The following is a 17,493-nucleotide window of genomic DNA, read 5'->3' on the forward strand; positions in this document are numbered from 1 at the left end:
GCGGTTCCCCCTCGATCAGCGGGCCAGTGCGATCTGGACGACGCGGACGACGACCATGCCGACCGCGACCACGAGGTAGGCGCGCAGCACGGTCAACCCCAGCCGCCTGCCGATGCCCAGCTCGGGACGCCGGAGCAGCGCCAGCGGGGGCATCCGCCAGGTGGCGCGGCGCTCGCGGTCCCGGCGCACCTCCCCGGTCTCCGGCGGGTGGCGGTGCCGGTGCACGGCCACCGCGACCGCGACGGCCACGGCCAGCACCGTTCCGGTGAGCAGGACGGTCACGATCGCGGTGCTGCTGATGCCGGGGAACACCACGCTCGCCGTGAGGATCGTCGACAGCATCACCAGCACGGCGATCACGGCGGAGGTGAACACGTTGCGCCCGCGCCCGTTGACCCACGGCCCCAGCACTTCCCGGTCGTTGCACAGCAGCAGGAGGAACACCGACGCCGACGGCAGCAGCACGCCGGCCAGGGTCTGCACGCCCTCGGTCAGCAGCCCCAGGGGACTTCCCGGGACGACCACGACGACCGCCGAGACCGCCAGCACCCCGGCGAACACGGCGTAGAAGCCCTTGGCCTCCCGGATGTTGCGGTGCAGGGAGTGCCGCAGGCCGAGCACGTCGCCGATCGCGTAAGCGGTGGACAGGCTCACCGCCGCAGCGCCGATGATGCTGGCGTCGATCAGCGCCAGCGCGAACAGCACCCCGGCGGTGGCGCCGACGTACCGGCCCAGGCCGGCAGCCACCCCGCCCGCGTCGGTGAACTGCCCGAACTCCGGCTGACCGGCGAACGCCGCGGCGGTGAACGCCATCATCGCCGCGGCGCCGACGACCACGACGACCAGCCCGATCCACAGGTCCGCCTTCTCGTAGCCGATGAACCGCGGGGTGATGCGCTTGTCGATCACGTAGGACTGCTGGAAGAACAGCTGCCAGGGCGCGACCGTGGTGCCCACGATCGCGATGATCAGCAGCATCACCGTGGACAGCTCCGCGCCGCCCGGCAGCGCGGGCACCACGAAGTCGCGCGCGACCTGGCCGAGCGGCGGGTGCGACAGCACCACGATCGGCACCAGCAGCAGGCTCCCGGCCACCAGCGCCAGGCAGACCCGTTCGAAGCGCCGGAACGAACCGGTGCTCGCCGCGGCGATCACCACGGCGGCCGACACCAGCACCCCGGGCACCCTCGGCAGCCCGAGGTAGGACAGCCCCAGGCTCACGCCGATGAACTCGGTGACGATCGTCAGCGCGTTGAGCAGGAACAGGTCGATCACGCTGAACGCGCCCCAGAACCTGCCGAACCGCTCCAGGATCAGCCGCGCGTGCCCGACGCCGGTCACGGCTCCGAGGCGCAGCACCATCTCCTGGTTCACGTACAACACGGGCACCAGCAGCAACAGCGTCCACAGCAGCGTGGTGCCGTAGTTCTGCCCGGCCTGGGTGTAGGTGCCGAACGCACCGGCGTCGTTGTCCCCCACCATCACGATCAGCCCGGGACCGACGATGGCGATGAGCGTCTTCAGCCGCGCCGACAGGCCCGCGCGCGGACCGACGTCCTCGCGGCGGATGGTGCCCAGCGCGCCCAGGATGTCGCCGGTGTGCGCCTCGTCCAGCACCGCCGTCCGCGCGGGGCTCTCGGCGCGGCGGTCCGGTGGGCGGGGCGCGCCCGGTCGGCCCGGCGGCGGGGCTCCGCTGCGGGGACGGTCGCGCTCGGGTTCGTCCGCGTGGGAACTGTTGTCGGTCATGACGCCGTCCCTCCCGTCCGGGGCGGACTGCCCGTGCCCGACCTCGCCGATCGTGCCGAAGGGTTCGCCGGGCGAGCCGCCTTCGCGGCCCGGGGGTGCGTCGAATGCCGGATCCGCCCCGCCGAGCGCCGACCCCGTCCCGGTGCGGGGAACGGACGCGTCGTTCAGCGGTCGGTGCGCGCCAGCGGGCCGGGGCGCTCCGACCATCGACAGCCGGGTCTCATCCGCCACCTCCTCGCCGTGCGTGCACGCGTGGCGCGGACACCGCGCGCAACCGGAGTACACGTCCCCCGGCCCGGCCTGTCAACCGGACCTGCGTCGGCCACCCCGAGGCTTCCGAGCTGCGATAACGGCGGTACCGTGGTGGTCCCACAGCGTCATCCGGAGATGGTCAGCGTGAGCCTGGAACACCTCGCCATCCTGCTCGTCGCGGGGTTCTTCATCCTCGGACCGGAGCGGCTGCCGCACGCCGCCGCGTGGGCCGGTCGCGCCCTGCGGGAGGTGCGCGCGTACGCCGCCGACGCGCAGCAGCGGCTCAGCGACGACCTCGGCGACGACTACCGCCGGCTGCGGGAGCCGCTCCAGCAGCTCAACGCGCTGCGCGGGTTCGACCCGCGCCGCGCGGCCACCGAGTACCTGCTCGGCGCGGACGACCAGCGCCCGGCCCCGCACGGCGGTCCCCCGGCCGCCCCGCCGCCGGAACCCGGTCAGCCCTCCCCCTTCGACGCGGAAGCCACCTGAGCTCAGAGCCTGTCTTTGAACTCGTTTTGCGTGGCGGTGCCGGTGGCGGAACCTCAGCGGCCGTCTCGACTCCGGGAGCCCCGACTCATGTATGCCCAATACACCACGTCGGGGCTGTCCTCGCGAGCCGACCGCTGAGAACCCGCGGCGGTGCAAGCTGCAAGACCACTCACCGAAAGAGAAAGCGGCTGGCGCCGCTTGCCACACCCCTTTCCGGGAGCAGGTTCAAAGACAGGCTCTGTGAGAACCCCGCGCCGCGGCCACACCGCAAGCCCCCGGGTCGGGTGCGCCCACCGGAGCGCGATCATCGCGCGCGGACCGGCGGTTCCGGGGGCGGCGCGGGCCGCAGGCCACCAGGAGCACCAGTCCCACCGTTCCGACGCACCAGTGGCCGTCCAGCACGCAGACGACGCAGAGGAACCCCCACAACGCGACAGCCACGCGGGCAGCATACGCCCGGGCACCGACAGAACCGGTGCATCGCGGGTGAATCGCACGCGACGAACGTCGGCCGCGGTGAACATCTCACGGTGACACCGACGTCCGCAGCGTCCCCTCCCGCTCGACGCCGCCTGCCGCCCCACCTCGACTGTCCAATGCGGACACGATCTCCGGTTCGCCGACCGCGGCGCGCCGCAGGACCGCCGCCCTGTGGAGCAAGCCGCCCAGCACCGCACCGGCGGTGTTGAGCAGCACATCGTCGGTGGACGTCGTGCGGCCGACGACGAACAGGTACTGGGACAGCTCGATGCCGACCGAGATCAGCAGTCCGGCCAGCGCGATCTTCGGGACGCTGTCCAGCGGGCGGACGCGCAGCGGCGCCAGCGCCGCCAGCGGCAGCAGGAGAACGCCGTTGCCGACCAACTGCATCCACGGCAGCAGGTCGTCGGCGGACCCCAGCGCCTGCAGGAGGTCGGCGCCGGGTTCGAGCTCCACCGCCGTCCGGCACTGCGGTTGCGGGGAGAACACGAGATAGGCCACGCACAGCCCGGAATACACCAGAGCGGCGTCGACGGCCGCTTCGCGGGTGCTCGCACCGATCGTCGCATTACGAGCGCGCCACGCACCCGAAACGAGGAGAACGACCAAGAAGACCGGGAGGAAAATTCTGGTGACGCGGAGGAAATCGTCCAGGAGTTGTTCCATGATCGCACGACCTCGTGAGCACACCGGTTCTGCTGGGGAGGGTTGCTGTCCGCACCGATCCGAGTCGCGCGGAATGGAATGGTGTCGACCTCGGCGTTGATCACCACGCTAACGCACGGTTCGACGACACCGCCGAAAACTGGCGACTATCCGCCAGAACCAATTGCCCTGCGGGAAAAATGTCAATCGGCATTGCCGTTTTCCCGGTCGCGCGAACAATTTTCACCGCCCGCCGCGGCAGTGGAACCCGCCCGGCGGGCGCCGAGCACGAGGTGGCCGTCTTGATCGAAACGTGCTTGACGCGCCGGGTGCCGTTGCGCAGGCTGGCAGCGCTCCGCCGAACGGGCGAGCGACGTGTCGTCACCGGAGGTTCGCGTGTCCGAGCAGCACGCGCCGCCGAGCCCGAACGGCTCGGTGGCCGGCCGGTTGAACCGGCTGCCGATCACCTCGGCCCACCGCCGCGCCACGCTCGTGGTCGGCCTCGGCTTCTTCTTCGACCTCTACGAGGTGTTCCTGGCCAGCGTGCTGTCGGTGGTGCTGGTCGACGACTTCGGGGTGTCCCGGGAGCAGTTGCCGGTGCTGATCTCCTCGGCGTGGATCGGGGCCTTCGTCGGCGCCATCGGGTTGTCCCGGCTCGGCGACCGGTTCGGGCGGCGCACCGCGTTCCTGGTCACGCTGGGCGTGTACTCGGTGTTCTCGCTCGTCGGCGCGTTCAGCACCTCGCTGGGGATGCTGGTGATCACCCGGTTCGTCGCCGGGCTCGGGATCGGCGCGGAACTCCCGCTGGGTTCGGCGTACCTGGCCGACCTGATGCCCGCCCGGGTGCGGGGGCGCCGCATCGCCATCGCGTTCACGTTCGGCTTCTGCGGCATCCCGGTGGTCGGGCTGCTGGCCCGCCTGCTCACGCCGCACGCCCCGCTGGGCGTGGCGGGGTGGCGCTGGTTGATGGTGATCGGGTCGCTGGGCGCGGTGATCATCTGGTTCCTGCGCCGGAACCTGCCGGAGTCCCCGCGCTGGCTGGAGTCGGTGGGCAGGCGCGACGAGGCGCGGCAGCTGGTCGCCGACCTGGAGCGCACCGCGGTCGCCGAGCACGGCCGGTTGCCGGAACCCGAGCGCGAGTCCGAAGCCGCGGCGGGCCGGGTCCCGCTGCGGGTGCTGTTCACCGGCCGGTGGCGGCGGCGCACCGCGATGCTGTGGATCTTCCAGACCGTGCAGACCGTCGGCTACTACGGGTTCGGCTCGCTGGTACCGCTGATCCTCACGGCGAAGGGGTATTCGACGGCGTCGTCGCTGGCGTTCACCGCCGCGACCTACCTGGGCTACCCGATCGGCTCGGCGCTGTCGATCCCGGTGATGGAGCGGGTGGACCGCAAGTGGCTGGTCGTCGGCTCGGCGGGCGGGATGGTCGTGCTGGGCCTGGCGTTCGGCAACTCCTCGACACCGGCGGCGATCCTGGCGTTCGGCTTCGCCTACACCGTGGCGAGCAACTTCTTCTCCAACGGCTTCCACGCCTACGAGGTGGAGCTGTACCCGACGCAGGTGCGCGCCACCGCCGCCGGAACGGCCTACTCGCTGAGCCGCCTCACCACGGCCCTGATGCCGTTCGTCCTGGTCCCGCTGCTGCACCGGGCGGGCCCGGGCACGGTGTTCGCGGTCGTGGTGATCGCGATGCTGGTGGTGATCGCCGACGTCGCGATCCTCGGCCCACGCACCACAGGACGCACCCTGGAGACCATCAACGAGGACTAGTGTTTCGGAAGTGCTTTGCGTGGCGGTGCCGGTGGCGGAACCTCAGCGGCCCGCCCGTCACCCGACCACCACCCCCCACGGAGGCGCTGCGCGCCACAGCCACACCGGCTCCGGGAGCCCCGACATCATGTAGCCCCCTCCTGCCGGGCCCGCACGAGCACTCGGCAGGCCAGGCGCAGGTCGGATTCGGCTTCCGGGCGGGAAGTCCGACCGTTCAAAGTGGACGTCAGAAGTCCGTACCAGCACTGGACGAGCAGCCGCACCAGCGCCACGTCCCGCGCGGTCGGCCGGTCCACGCCCAGCGTCGCCAGCAGCAGGTCGTGGACGGTGCGGTCGATGCGGCCGGCGTCGGCCACCCGCGCGGCGTGCGCCAGGTGCACCGACCGCATCATCGCCAGCGCCAACGCGGGGCGGCGCAACAGGTTCCGGTTCGCGCGCAGCAGCAGTTCGGACACCGCGTCGTGCGGGCTCCGCGCGGGATCCGGCGGCGGGGTGGCCGCGCGCAGCCGCTCCACCTGGTCGGCCATCACGGCGGTGTACAGGTGCGTCTTGGACGGGAAGTAGCGGTAGAGCGTACCGATCGCGACCCCGGCGTCCCGCGCCACGTCGATCATCTGGACCCGGTCCAGGCCGCGGTCGGCCGCGAGATCCGCCGCGGTGCGCAGGATCCGCCGGTACCGCGCCTTCTGCCGGGGTGAGCTGGGCTCGGCGGGCGGCCTGGCGTCGGCGGTTCTCGGCACTGCTCCCCCACTGGCGGCTCGGGTGCGTCGGGCCGATGGTCGCACCGGTCGGGTCGGCGCGCGCCCGCCCGTTACCGCTCATCGGGATCGGGGCCGCGCGGCGACGCGGTCTGCGGTTGGCTGGCCGCGTCACCGACCGGGAGGGAACGACGTGCGGGCAGCCGACTGGGACGAGAGCTATGACGTGGTGGTCGTCGGTTCCGGCGCGGGAGCGCTGACCGGCGCCTACGCCGCGGCCGCGGCGGGACTGCGGACCGCGGTGCTGGAGAAGACCGCCGTGCTCGGCGGCACGTCGGCCTACTCCGGCTCGGCGTGCTGGCTGCCGGGCACCGATGTGCAGCGGCGTGCCGGGGTCGACGACTCGGCCGACGCGGCGCGCGACTACCTGCGCGCCCTGCTCGGCGAGGACACCGCCGACCGGCAGGAGGCGTTCGTGGCGACCGCGGCGGAACTGGTCGCGCTGCTGGAGTCCGACCCGGCGATCGAGTTCGGCTGGCAGCCGTTCCCGGACTACTTCGCCGCGCCCGGGCGGGTGCCCGGCGGGCGGTCGTTCATGCCGCTGGACCTGCCCGCCGAGCAGCTGGGCGAGCGGGCCGCGCTGGTGCGCCCACCGGTCGAACGGGACCGGTGCGGACTGGGGCACCCGCCCGGTCCGCTGACCGGCGGGCGGGCGCTGATCGGTCGGCTGCTGCTGGCCTGCACCGGCACCGGGCGCTGCGAGATCCGCACCGGCACCGCCGTGGACCGGCTGGTCGTCGAGGACGGCCGGGTCGTCGGGGTGCGGGCGGGCGAGCGCCGCTTCGCCGCGCGACGCGGCGTGCTGCTGGCCTCGGGCGGCTACGAGCGCAACGCCGCGCTGCGCGACCGCCACGGCGTGCCGGGCAGCGCGGCCTGGTCGATGGCCCCGGCCGAGACGAACTCGGGGGAACCGTTGGACGCGGCCACCGCGATCGGCGCGGCCACCGATCTGCACGGCGAGGCGTGGTGGTGCCCCGGGCTGGCCCAGCCGGACGGCGGCGGCGCGTTCACCCTCGGGCTGCGCGGCGGGTTCATCGTCGACGCCGACGGCCGCCGGTTCGCCAACGAGTCGCTGCCCTACGACCGGATGGGCCGCGCCCTGGCGGCTGCCCGGCTGCCCGCGCACCTGGTGTTCGACGCGCGTTCCCGCGGCCGGCTGCCCGCGATCGCCATCCCGGACGTGCCCGCCGAGCAGCACCTCGCGGCCGGGACCTGGCAGCGCGCCGAGTCGCTGACCGAACTCGCCGCGCTGATCGGTGTTCCCGCCGACGCGCTGAGTGCCACCGCCGCCCGGTTCAACGCCTTCGCCGCCGAGGGCGTCGACCACGACTTCCACCGCGGCGAGGACGAGTACGACCGCTTCTTCGCCGCGGGCGACGGGCCCAACCCGTGCCTGGTGCCGGTGGACCGCCCGCCGTTCTACGCCGCCCGCGTGGTCCTCGGCGACCTCGGCACCAAGGGAGGGCTGCGCACCGACACCGCCGGCCGGGTGCTGCGCGAGGACGGCTCGGCGATCACCGGCCTGTACGCCACGGGCAACACCAGCGCATCCCTGACCGGCGCCGTCTACCCCGGTCCGGGGGTGCCGATCGGCACCGCCATGGTGTTCGGCTACCGGGCGGCGCGGGACATGGCGGGGCTGTAAGCCTGGTCCCGGAAGGACACGGCAAGCGGCGTGAGCCGCTTTCTCTTTCGGTGAGTACGCAAGCAACTTGCACCGCCGCGGGTTCTCCGACAAGCACAGCGGCGCGTCAGCGCCTCCGTGGGGGGTGGGTGGTCGGGCGACGGGCGGGCGTCTCGCGAGGACAGCCCCTCCGCCGTGTATCGGACATACAAAAGGAGGGGCTCCCACAGCCGAGACGGCCGCTGAGGTTCCGCCACCGGCACCGCTGCCCGAAACGAGTTCAACAGTTTTCAGTCATACCAAGCCGTCCTCGACGGTGAGGCCGAACGCGTTCTTGCCGTAGAGGGCGAGGGCGCGTTCGGCGTCGTTGGCGACGTGGACGCTGCCGGCGTGGGCGTCGCGCCAGGCGCGTTCGATCGGGTTGCCGCGCTTGAGCGACGTGCCGCCCGCGGCCTTGAAGAGCAGGTCGATGGCGTGCAGGGCGCGTTCGGTGGCGCGGACCTGGTCGCGGCGGGCGCGCACCCGCAGTTCCATCGGGATCCCGGCGCCGTCGACCGCGCAGCGGTGCAGCTCGTCGAGGTTGCGGTCGAGCTGCAGGACCGCCGCGTCGATCTCGGAGGCCGCCCGCGCCACCGCGACCTGCGCGAACTGGTCCTCGGCGAACCGGTCGCCGCCGTAGCTCAGCCGCACCCGGTCGCGGGTGGCGGTCAGGAAGTCGCGGTAGCAGCCGGCGACCGCGCCGACGATCGGCGAGGTCACCGCGGTGGTGAACACCGCGCCGAACGGCATCCGGTACAGCGGTCCGGGGTTGACCTTCTGCCCCGGTCCGCGCAGCTGGGCGAGTTCGTAGTTGCGCATCACCCGGTGCTCGGGGACGAACGCGTCGGCCACCACGATGTCGTTGCTGCCGGTGCCGCGCAGGCCCACCACGTCCCACACGTCGTCGATCCGGTAGTCGCGGCGCGGCACCAGCGCGGTGAGGAAGTCGACGGGGCGGCCCGCCGAGCCGACCAGCACGCCGCCCAGCAGGGACCAGGACACGTGGTCGCAGCCGGACGAGAAGCTCCAGTGCCCGCTGAGCCGGTAGCCGCCGTCGACCGGGGTCAGCCGGCCGACCGGGGCGTAGGACGACGACATCAGCGCGTCCGGGTCGTCGTCCCAGACGTCCCGCTGGGCCTGCTCCGGGAACAGCGCGAGCTGCCACGGGTGCACGCCGAGCACGCCGGCCACCCAGCCGGTCGAGCCGCAAACCCCGGCGAGCTCGCGGACCACCTCGTAGAAGCGCAGCGGGTGGCTCTCCAGTCCGCCCCAGCGCTTGGGTTGCAGCATCCGGAGCACCCCGCACTCCACCAGGTCGCGCACCGTTTCCGGCGCGAGCCGGCACCGCTCGTCGGCCTGCGGGGCTCGTTCGGCCAGCGCGGGCAGCAGGGCTCGCACGCGGGCCAGGACGTCGTCGTTCAACCGGGTCTCCCTTCGTCCACCGCTGATGCTGCGGGGCGCCCGGCCGGGACGTCGGCGGCGGGTTCCGGTCAGCGGGACTCGGGGGCTGACCGGCCCGTTCGCTGCCTACGTTGGGCACCGACGAGGCGAAGGGGTGATGAGGATGCCGACGAGCGCCGAGGAGGTCCGCTCGATCGAGGCCGCCGCCGCGCCCACGCGGTACGCGCGCGGCTGGCACTGCCTGGGGCTGTCCGAGCGGTTCAGGGACGGGAAACCCCATGCCATCAACGCGTTCGGGCAGAAGCTGGTGGTCTTCGCCGGCGCCGACGGGCGGATCAACGTGCTCGACGCCTACTGCCGGCACATGGGCGGGGACCTGTCGCAGGGCACGATCAAGGGGGACGAGGTCGCCTGCCCGTTCCACGACTGGCGGTGGGGCGGCAACGGGCGCTGCAAGCAGATCCCGTACAGCCGCCGGGTTCCGCTGCGCGCGCGGACCGCCGCTTGGCCCACGCTCGACCAGGACGGGATGTTGTTCGTCTGGAACGACCCGGAGGGCGGCGCGCCGCCGGAGGACGTGGCGATCCCGCGCATCGAGGGCGCGAGCAGCGACGAGTGGACCGACTGGCTGTGGTACGAGACCGTGGTGCACGCCAACTGCCGCGAGGTCATCGACAACGTCGTGGACATGGCGCACTTCTTCTACGTGCACTACTCGTTCCCGACGTACTTCAAGAACGTCTTCGAAGGCCACGTCGCGACGCAGATCCAGCGCGGTCTGGGCCGCGACGACGTGCACGTCCCCGCCGCGGGCGAGCCGGTGCTGATCGGCCACGACTCCGTGGCGTCGTACTACGGGCCGTCGTTCATGATCGACGACCTGGTGTACCGCTACGACCGGTTCGACGTCGAGTCGGTGCTGATCAACTGCCATTACCCGATCGACGCGAACTCGTTCGTGCTGCAGTACGGCATCATCGTGCACAAGACCGACCAGTTGCCCGCGGACGCCGCCGACGAGGCCGCGGCCCGGATGGCCGAGTTCATCAAGGGCGGGTTCGAGCAGGACGTGGCGATCTGGAAGAACAAGGCGCGCATCGACAATCCGCTGCTGTGCGAGGAGGACGGCCCGGTCTACCAGTTGCGCCGCTGGTACGAGCAGTTCTACGTGGACGTCGCCGACGTCACCCCGGACATGGTGGACCGCTTCGAGTTCGAACTGGACACCGCGCGCCCGAACGAGGCGTGGCGCCGGGAGGTCGACGAGAACCTGGCGCGCCGAGCGGAAGCCGGGCGCGTCTGATGCGCACCGACGAACGGATCCTGGACGCGCCGATGCAGCCGGTCCGGTGCACCGGCTGCGCCGCGCTGGTGCGCGTCCGCAAGAGCAGCTGGGAGCAGACGAGCATCCAGTGGAACGCCGAGGCGGTGGCGGCGTGCGCGCAGCGCGAGGCCGCCGAGCGGGCGCGCGGCGGCGTCCACGTGGACTCCTGCCCGACCCTGCGCACCGCGATCGCCACCGCCGCCGAACGCGGCGACCTGCCGGTCCTGGGTTGATGACGGGCCCGGTCCTGGATCCTCGGTAAGCGGCGTGAGCCGCTTTCTCTTTCGGTGAGTGGTCTCGCAGCCCGCACCGCCGCGGGTTCTCAGCGGTCGGCTCGCGAGGACAGCCCCGACGCCGTGTATTGGACATACAAAAGGAGGGGCTTCCGCAGTCGAGCCGGCCGCTGAGGTTCCGCCACCGGCACCGCCACGCACAACGAGTTCGAAGTCAGCCTGTCAGCCGAACGCCGCGAGCGGCTCCGAGCCGGACCAGTCGTGCCCCCAGTAGCTGTCCGCGGTGATCTCCTCGGCGGTGTAGTGGGATTCTTCGACGAGCATCCCGCCGGTGCCGTACTCGATGTCCCAGCCGCCGGGAGCGCGGACGTAGAACGACACCATCTTGTCGTTGGTGTGCCGCCCGAGGGTGGAGGAGATCGAGAAGCCCAGCTCGTGCACCCGGTCCAGCGCGCGCCCCACGGCGTCGAGGCTGTCGACCTCCAGCATCAGGTGCACCAGGCCGGGGTCGGCGGCCTTCGGCGCCGGGCAGACCGCGAGGCTGTGGTGCCGCCGGTTGACGCCCATGAAGCGCACGCGCAGCGGCGTGCCGTCCGGGGCGGCGCCGACGCGCATCGCACCGCGCGGCAGGAAACCGAGCACCTCGGCGTAGAACGACACGGTGTCGTCCATGGCCGTGGTGGGCAGCACCACGTGGCCGAGCCCCTGCTCGCCGGTGACGAACCGGTGGCCGCGCGGGGTCACGACCGGGCTGTGGTCGAGCACCGGCCCGCAGAACACCTCCGTCGGGGTGCCCGCCGGGTCGGTGAAGGAGATCGCCTCCTCCACCCCGAGTTCGTCCACTTCGGACTGACCGAGCCGGTGCACGGCGATCCCGGACTCCGCCACGGTCCGCGCCACCTCGCGCAACGCGAACTGGTCGCGCACCTCCCAGCCGACCGACAGCACCCGGTCGGTGTCACCGGGCAGCACGGCCAGCCGCGCGCGGCGTTCGTCGACCCGCAGGTACAGCCCGTCGGCCGACGGACCCGAGCCGACGGCCAGGCCGAGCGCGTCGACGGTCAACTCCCGCCACCTCGGGAGATCGCGCGTCTGCACGCGCAGGTAGCCGAGTCCGCGGATATGCGTCATGGTCCTTCCCATCGTCGTCGAGGTTGGTCAGATCATCGAGCGCAGCGGGCCTTCCGGCGGCTCGATGCCGAGCTGGGTGAGCGCCGAGGCGTGGAACACGGCCCCGGGGACGTGGATCGCGTGGGAGAGTCCGACGTGGACATCGCGCCAGAAGCGCTGGATGGGGTTGTCCATCCGCATCGCGTTGCCGCCGGAGCGCACCACGATCTCGTCGACCGCGCGGACCGCGCGCCACGCGGCCTGCACCTGGGTGCGGCGTCCGACGGCGCGTTCGTGGAACGAGACCTCCCGCCCGGCGGCGACCGCGTCGTACATCCGGCACGCGTTGTCCACCAGGGACACCCGGGACGCCTGGATCTCGGCGGCCGCCTCGCTGATCACCGGCAGCACGTACGGGTCGTCGCGGACCTTGGTGCCGGTGATCTGCACCCGGTCCCGCTGGTAGGCGAGGTGGTGGGCGAGCGCCCCTTCGGCCATGCCGATCACCGCCGAGGTGATGCCCAGCGGGAACATGCAGGAGAACGGCACGTGGTAGGTGGGGTTGGTCAGGCCCGCCTCCTTGGGCAGAGTGCCGTCGATGAGCCGGTCGAAGGCGATCACCCGGTAGTCGGGGACGAACGCGTCGGAGACCACGACGTCCTTGCTGCCGGTGCCGCGCAGGCCGGCGACGTCCCAGGAGTCCTCGACGATCGTGTAGTCCGAGCGCGGCAGGATCACGTGCATCGACCGGATGGGCTGGACGGGTTTGCCGGTCTCGTCGCCGAGCAGGCCGCCGAGGAAGATCCAGTCGCAGTGGTCGGTTCCCGAGGAGAACTGCCAGCGGCCGTTGAACACGTAGCCGCCGTCGACCGGCCGCAGCACGCCCATCGGCGCGTACGGCGAGGCGATCCAGGTGTCCGGGTCGGAACCCCACACCTCCTGCTGCACCCGGGGGTCGGCCATGGACATCTCCCACGGGTGCACGCCGACGACCCCGGCGACCCACCCGGCGGAGCCGTCCAGGGAGGCCAGCCGCATCACCGCCTCGGCGAACTCGCGCGGGTGGCATTCGAGTCCACTGTGGTCACGGCTCTGCAACATGCGGATCATCCCGGCGCCGCGCACCGCCTTGGCGGCGTCGTCGCTGAGCCTGCCGAGCTTCTCGTTGATCGGTCCCTGGGCGCGGATCTCCTCGGCCGCCGCCTCGACCGCTTCGAGCACATCGGACATCTGCCGTCCCTCACTTCCCGCTCGTGCGGCCGTTCCGGCCGGCCGCGACCGCCACTCACCGTCGCACCGCGACCCGCCCCGCGTACCGCCGTCTCCCGGTGAGCGGGAGCGTCCGACGCCCGGCGGCGGTGGTCACGCGTCGTAGGAGACCCGGAGCCGTTCGCTGACCGGGATCGCCTGGCAAGCCAGGATGAGCCCGTCGTCGAGGTCCTGCTGGTCGAGGACCTCGTTGCGCTCCAGTTCGACCCGGCCTTCCAGCAGGAAGCACGCGCAGGCGCTGCACGCGCCCTCGCGGCACGAGTAGGGCGCGTCCAGGCCCGCGTCGAGCAGCGTGTCCAGCAGTTTCGCGCCGTGCGGCCAGGACACGGTGTGCTTGTCGCCGTCCAGCTCCACGTCCACGGTGCTGGCCGGACCGCTGCGGTCGACCTCCACCTCGGCGAACGGATCCCCGGACAGCGAGGAGAACTTCTCCACGTGCACCCGGTCCCGGGGCACGCCGAGCTCGTCGAGCGCGGTGCCCACCGCGGCCATGAACGGTTCGGGGCCGCACACGAAAGCCGGGCCGGCCACCCGGTCGCGCACCAGGGCGCGCACCGCGGCGGGGGTCGGCAGGCCCTGCACCGATTCCAGCCAGTGCACCACCGCGAACCGGTCCGGGTGGGCCGCGGCGAGTTCGCGGAGTTCGTCCTGGAAGATCACCGACCGCTCGTCCCGGTTGGCGTAGAGCAGGAACACCGAACCGGTCCCCGCGTGCAGGCAGGACTTGGCGATCGACATCACCGGGGTGATGCCGCTGCCCGCCGCCACCAGCAGCACGTCCTCGTCCAGCGATGCCGGCGTGAACGTCCCGGACGGCGGCAGCACGTCGAGTTCACCGCCCTCGGCGGCGTTGTCGCACAACCAGTTCGACCCGTACCCGCCGTCGGTGCGCTTGACCGTGATCCGCATCGGTTCGTCGCGGTGCGGGCAGCTGGACAGCGAGTAGCAGCGCGCCACGCCACCGGTCCGCTCCGACGGGATCCGGACGGTGAGGAACTGGCCCGGCCGGTAGTCCGGGGTCCCGCTCCCGTCGAGGGGTTCCAGCACCAGCGACCGCGCGTCCGGCGTCTCGTGGACCACTTCCGCGATCCGCACCCGCAGCATGCTCGCCACTACCTCCTCGCTCCGGATTCGGCCACCCGGGCGGCGTGCCGCGCCGCGATGTGGCCGAACACGATGGACGGTCCGATCGTCGCTCCCGGACCCGCGTACTCGTTGCCCATGACCGACGCCGCGGTGTTGCCCGTCGCGTACAGCCCGGGGATCGCGCCGCCGTCGGTGCGCAGCACCCGGCTGTGCTCGTCGCAGACCAGCCCGCCCTTGGTCCCGAGGTCGCCGACCTCGATGCGGACCGCGTGGAACGGCGGCCGGTCGATGGTGTCCAGGTTCGGGTTGGGCAGCGTGGGGTCGCCGTAGTAGCGGTCGTAGGCGCTCGCACCGCGGCCGAAGTCCTCGTCCACGCCGCGCCGCGCGAAGCCGTTGAACCGTTCCACTGTGGACTCCAGGTTCCCGGCGGGCACCCCGATCCGCGCGGCCAGCTCGGCGAGCGTGTCCGCCCGGTGCACCGTTCCGGCCGAGTAGAACCCCTTCGGGAACGGCTGTCCGGGCAGGATCTGCGCGAACGGGTACCGCGAGCGGGCCTTGGCGTCCATCACGAACCACGCGGGCACGTGGCCGCCGGCGAGCTGGTCGTGCACGAAGTTGACGTACGGCGAGGACTCGTTGGTGAAGCGGCGGCCCGACGCCGACACGATCACCGACGGCGGGATGCACCGCTCCGACACCAGCGGGATCACCGCGCCGGACGGGTGGCGCACCGACGGCATCCACCAGGCGTCGTCCATCAGGTCCACTGCTGCTCCGAGGCGCTGACCGGCCGCGATGCCGTCCCCGACGTTCGAGTCGGCTCCGGCGCTGATGTTCTCCCGGCCGCCTTCGGGCAGGTGCTCGTCGCGCATCCGCTGGTTGTGCTCGAAACCGCCGGTGGCCAGCAGGACTCCCCGGTGGGCGCGGATCCGCTGCGCCCGCCCGCCCCGCCGGACCTCGACCCCGGTGACCGCGCCGTCCGCGGTGCGCAGGTCGGTCATCGGCGTGTCCAGCCACAGTGGAATCCCGGCGTCCTTGAGCGCCATCCGCAACCGGGCGATCAGCGCGCGTCCACCGGTGGCCATGTGGCGGCGCAGCACGAGGTTGCCGGCCACCCGCCACGCGGCGACGACCGTCATCCACCGGCCCCGCCAGGTGCGCTTGACCATGGCCAGGTCGTGGTAGTCCTTCGCGGTGATCCACAGGCCGAGCGGTCCGGTGATGGTCTTCGGGTGCTGGAACCGCTCGTCCTCGCCGAGGGTCCGCGTGTCGAACGGCCGCGCTTCGATCGAGCGGCCCAGCGGCTCGCCGCCGTCGTACTCCGGGTGGTAGTCCGCGTAGCCGGTGACCCAGAAGAACCGCAGCCAGCGGCTGCGCTCCAGCAGCCGCATCGCCTCCGGGCCGTGCTCGACGTAGGCGTCCAGCCGCGCCGCGGGCACCCGGTCCCCGGCGAGCCGGTCGAGGTAGCGGCGGACCGCGTCGGGGTCGTGGCGCTGCCCGGCGGCGGTCAGCGTCGGGTTGCCCGGCACCCAGATGCCGCCGCCGGAGATCGCCGTGGAGCCGCCGAAGTGCCCGGCCTTCTCCACCACCAGCGGGCGCAACCCGGCGTCGTGCGCGGCCAGCGCGGCGGCCATCCCACCGGCGCCGGAACCGACCACGACGAAGTCGTACTCGGCGTCCCAGGCGCTCACCGGGCCTCGTCCTTGCGCATCAGGAACGACAGGACGGCGTTCTCCCAGGCCGTCTTCTGCTCGATCATCGCCCAGTGCCCGCAGTTCGGGAACACGTGCAGCTCGGCGTTCGGGATGGTGCGCATCGGCACGATCGCCATGTCCAGCGGGCTGACCCGGTCGTCCCGCCCCCAGGTGAGCAGCGTCTGCGCGGTGATGCGGTGCAGCATCGCCCAGGGCGGCGGGGCGTCGGCGGACGCGGCCATCGCCGCCCGCAGCGCCTTGCGGCCGTACATCCGGCGCGCGCTGGCCAGCGTGTCGGGATCGGTGGCCTGCTCCCAGCGCTCCTCGATCAACTCCTCGGTGATCAGCGACCGGTCGTACACCATGGAGTGCAGCCAGGCCACCAGTTTCTCCCGGGTGGGGTCCTCGGTGAACTCCACGAGCAGGTTGAGCCCCTCGCCCGGTCCCGGGCTGAACAGGTTGCGCCCCACCCCGCCGATGGTGACCAGCCGCCGCACCCGGTCGGGCTGCTCGGTCGCCAGCCGGGCGGCCACGATGCCGCCCATCGAGTTCCCGATGACGTCGACCTGCCCCAGCCCGAGCCCGTCGAGGAACCGGGTGACCGCGGCGGGAGCGGCGATCATCGGGTGTTCGTCGGTGGGATCGCTGACGCCGAAGCCGGGGAATTCCAGCACCAGGCAGCGGAAGAACTCGGCGAACACCGGCAGGTTGCCGCGGAAGTTGCGCCAGCCGGTCACCCCCGGCCCGGAGCCGTGCAGCATCAGCAGCGGCGGGCCGACCCCGGCCTCGTGGTAGCGCAGCACGCCCCGCTCGGTGGCCAGCTCCCGCGCGGTGGATTCGTAGGTGAGTTCACTCATGTGCGCCATCCCGTTCTCGCCGACACCAGCCGGGGCCAGAATCGTCCGCGCCCGGCACCGCCGGAAACGCGCATCCCGATCAGCGAGACCATCGCCGCGTCGCCGGGCGCGGCGGCCGTCGCGGCCGGGTCCGTGTCGTTGACCGGGATCGCGCCCCGGTCCGGCCGGGGCGGGTTCCTAGCGTCTGCTGACATGTCCTCCACACAGGCACCGAGCACCCCCGGCCCGACGCGGCTGCGCCAGGCGCTGGGCACGTTCGCGACCGGCGTCACCGTGGTGACCGGACTGGACGCCACCGGACCGGTCGGCTTCGCCTGCCAGTCCTTCGCGTCGGTGTCGCTGGACCCACCGCTGGTGCTGTTCTGCGCCGACCACCGGAGCCGCAGCTGGGCGCGGATCCGCGAGGCGGGGCGGTTCGGCGTCAACGTGCTGGCCGAGCAGCAGAGCGAGCTGTGCCGGCGCTTCGGCACCCCCGGCGGTGCCAAGTTCACCGACCTGGCCTGGGACCTCTCGGACTGGAGCACGCCCGCGCTGCGCGGCGTGCTGGCGCGGGTGCACGCCGACGTCGAGGCGGTGCACCCCTCCGGCGACCACGACGTGGTGATCGGCCGGGTCCTGGAGGTCGAACGCGTCTGCGACCGCCCGCCCATGCTCTTCTTCCGCAGCAACTACGGCACCTTCGCCTGATCGCGACCGTGGTGAACTCGTCGTGCGCA

General features: G+C 72.4%; 16 protein-coding genes. 6 read left to right on the plus strand and 10 right to left on the minus strand.

Annotation, left to right across the window (positions count from 1 at the left end):
* Window positions 1–15: 15 nt before the first annotated feature.
* Window positions 16–1,746 (minus strand): NRAMP family divalent metal transporter, encoded by a 1,731-nt coding sequence (locus NV263_RS19195; RefSeq protein ID WP_263247765.1) that lies wholly within the window; start codon window positions 1,744–1,746, stop codon window positions 16–18.
* A 387-nt stretch (window positions 1,747–2,133) separates the two neighbouring features.
* Between NV263_RS19195 and NV263_RS19200 the strand changes: the two genes are divergently transcribed.
* Window positions 2,134–2,487: a twin-arginine translocase TatA/TatE family subunit gene (locus NV263_RS19200; RefSeq protein ID WP_380757655.1), complete on the plus strand. Its 354-nt coding sequence runs from the start codon at window positions 2,134–2,136 to the stop codon at window positions 2,485–2,487.
* A gap of 525 nt (window positions 2,488–3,012) precedes the next feature.
* Here the strand turns inward: NV263_RS19200 and NV263_RS19205 are convergent.
* Window positions 3,013–3,633 (minus strand): VanZ family protein, encoded by a 621-nt coding sequence (locus NV263_RS19205; protein WP_263247767.1) that lies wholly within the window; start codon window positions 3,631–3,633, stop codon window positions 3,013–3,015.
* 375 nt (window positions 3,634–4,008) lie between these two features.
* Here NV263_RS19205 and NV263_RS19210 point away from each other — a divergent pair, with 375 nt between their 5' ends.
* The gene (locus NV263_RS19210; protein WP_263247768.1) at window positions 4,009–5,382 is read left to right on the plus strand and encodes an MFS transporter; all 1,374 of its coding nucleotides are present in this window, start codon (window positions 4,009–4,011) and stop codon (window positions 5,380–5,382) included.
* Between the two features lie 125 nt (window positions 5,383–5,507).
* Here the strand turns inward: NV263_RS19210 and NV263_RS19215 are convergent, their stop codons facing one another.
* Window positions 5,508–6,122 carry a TetR family transcriptional regulator gene (locus tag NV263_RS19215; protein WP_263247770.1) on the minus strand — a complete coding sequence of 205 codons (615 nt, stop codon included), beginning with the start codon at window positions 6,120–6,122 and terminating at the stop codon, window positions 5,508–5,510.
* Window positions 6,123–6,273: 151 nt separating this feature from the next.
* Between NV263_RS19215 and NV263_RS19220 the strand changes: the two genes are divergently transcribed.
* Window positions 6,274–7,785 carry an FAD-dependent oxidoreductase gene (locus NV263_RS19220; protein WP_263247772.1) on the plus strand — a complete coding sequence of 504 codons (1,512 nt, stop codon included), beginning with the start codon at window positions 6,274–6,276 and terminating at the stop codon, window positions 7,783–7,785.
* Window positions 7,786–8,058: 273 nt separating this feature from the next.
* On the opposite strand, the gene hsaA is transcribed toward NV263_RS19220, so the two are convergent.
* The gene (hsaA, locus tag NV263_RS19225) at window positions 8,059–9,225 is read right to left on the minus strand and encodes a 3-hydroxy-9,10-secoandrosta-1,3,5(10)-triene-9,17-dione monooxygenase oxygenase subunit (protein ID WP_263247774.1); all 1,167 of its coding nucleotides are present in this window, start codon (window positions 9,223–9,225) and stop codon (window positions 8,059–8,061) included.
* A gap of 136 nt (window positions 9,226–9,361) precedes the next feature.
* Between hsaA and NV263_RS19230 the strand changes: the two genes are divergently transcribed.
* Together NV263_RS19230 and NV263_RS19235 are read left to right on the plus strand one after the other, a co-directional pair.
* Entirely contained in the window at window positions 9,362–10,507 is a 1,146-nt protein-coding gene (locus NV263_RS19230; RefSeq protein ID WP_263247776.1) for a 3-ketosteroid-9-alpha-hydroxylase subunit A, read from the plus strand.
* Complete coding sequence (locus NV263_RS19235) at window positions 10,507–10,761, plus strand: ferredoxin (RefSeq protein WP_263247777.1); 255 nt, start codon at window positions 10,507–10,509, stop codon at window positions 10,759–10,761. The genes NV263_RS19230 and NV263_RS19235 overlap by 1 nt, the downstream gene beginning before the upstream one ends.
* Window positions 10,762–10,983: 222 nt before the next feature.
* Here the strand turns inward: NV263_RS19235 and NV263_RS19240 are convergent, their stop codons facing one another.
* The 6 genes from NV263_RS19240 to NV263_RS19265 all read right to left on the minus strand — a co-directional run bounded on the left by NV263_RS19240 (window position 10,984) and on the right by NV263_RS19265 (window position 16,971).
* Window positions 10,984–11,892 carry a VOC family protein gene (locus NV263_RS19240; protein WP_263247778.1) on the minus strand — a complete coding sequence of 303 codons (909 nt, stop codon included), beginning with the start codon at window positions 11,890–11,892 and terminating at the stop codon, window positions 10,984–10,986.
* A 27-nt stretch (window positions 11,893–11,919) separates the two neighbouring features.
* Window positions 11,920–13,101: an acyl-CoA dehydrogenase family protein gene (locus NV263_RS19245; protein WP_263247779.1), complete on the minus strand. Its 1,182-nt coding sequence runs from the start codon at window positions 13,099–13,101 to the stop codon at window positions 11,920–11,922.
* Window positions 13,102–13,233: 132 nt separating this feature from the next.
* Window positions 13,234–14,253 (minus strand): 2Fe-2S iron-sulfur cluster-binding protein, encoded by a 1,020-nt coding sequence (locus tag NV263_RS19250; RefSeq protein ID WP_425571180.1) that lies wholly within the window; start codon window positions 14,251–14,253, stop codon window positions 13,234–13,236.
* Complete coding sequence (locus NV263_RS19255) at window positions 14,253–15,917, minus strand: FAD-binding protein (protein ID WP_317630341.1); 1,665 nt, start codon at window positions 15,915–15,917, stop codon at window positions 14,253–14,255. Before NV263_RS19255 ends, NV263_RS19250 begins: the two co-directional genes overlap by 1 nt.
* Window positions 15,914–16,777 carry an alpha/beta fold hydrolase gene (locus NV263_RS19260; RefSeq protein ID WP_263247780.1) on the minus strand — a complete coding sequence of 288 codons (864 nt, stop codon included), beginning with the start codon at window positions 16,775–16,777 and terminating at the stop codon, window positions 15,914–15,916. The genes NV263_RS19255 and NV263_RS19260 overlap by 4 nt, the downstream gene beginning before the upstream one ends.
* Window positions 16,774–16,971, minus strand: a complete 198-nt coding sequence (locus NV263_RS19265) for a hypothetical protein (protein WP_263247782.1) — start codon at window positions 16,969–16,971, stop codon at window positions 16,774–16,776. Before NV263_RS19265 ends, NV263_RS19260 begins: the two co-directional genes overlap by 4 nt.
* Between NV263_RS19265 and NV263_RS19270 the strand changes: the two genes are divergently transcribed.
* Entirely contained in the window at window positions 16,970–17,464 is a 495-nt protein-coding gene (locus NV263_RS19270) for a flavin reductase family protein (protein ID WP_263247783.1), read from the plus strand. The two genes, NV263_RS19265 and NV263_RS19270, sit on opposite strands and share 2 nt — an antisense overlap.
* Window positions 17,465–17,493 lie beyond the last annotated feature (29 nt).

Origin of the sequence: Saccharopolyspora rosea (assembly GCF_025643595.1) — a bacterium.
Lineage (GTDB): Bacteria > Actinomycetota > Actinomycetes > Mycobacteriales > Pseudonocardiaceae > Saccharopolyspora > Saccharopolyspora rosea.

Coding starts and splice junctions, on each gene's coding strand:
- NV263_RS19195 (WP_263247765.1), bottom strand. CDS start 1,746: ATGACCGACAACAGTTCCCACGCGGACGAACCCGAGCGCGACCGTCCC.
- NV263_RS19200 (WP_380757655.1), top strand. CDS start 2,134: ATGGTCAGCGTGAGCCTGGAACACCTCGCCATCCTGCTCGTCGCGGGG.
- NV263_RS19205 (WP_263247767.1), bottom strand. CDS start 3,633: ATGGAACAACTCCTGGACGATTTCCTCCGCGTCACCAGAATTTTCCTC.
- NV263_RS19230 (WP_263247776.1), top strand. CDS start 9,362: ATGAGGATGCCGACGAGCGCCGAGGAGGTCCGCTCGATCGAGGCCGCC.
- NV263_RS19235 (WP_263247777.1), top strand. CDS start 10,507: ATGCGCACCGACGAACGGATCCTGGACGCGCCGATGCAGCCGGTCCGG.
- NV263_RS19240 (WP_263247778.1), bottom strand. CDS start 11,892: ATGACGCATATCCGCGGACTCGGCTACCTGCGCGTGCAGACGCGCGAT.
- NV263_RS19245 (WP_263247779.1), bottom strand. CDS start 13,101: ATGTCCGATGTGCTCGAAGCGGTCGAGGCGGCGGCCGAGGAGATCCGC.
- NV263_RS19260 (WP_263247780.1), bottom strand. CDS start 16,777: ATGAGTGAACTCACCTACGAATCCACCGCGCGGGAGCTGGCCACCGAG.
- NV263_RS19270 (WP_263247783.1), top strand. CDS start 16,970: ATGTCCTCCACACAGGCACCGAGCACCCCCGGCCCGACGCGGCTGCGC.
- NV263_RS19265 (WP_263247782.1), bottom strand. CDS start 16,971: ATGTCAGCAGACGCTAGGAACCCGCCCCGGCCGGACCGGGGCGCGATC.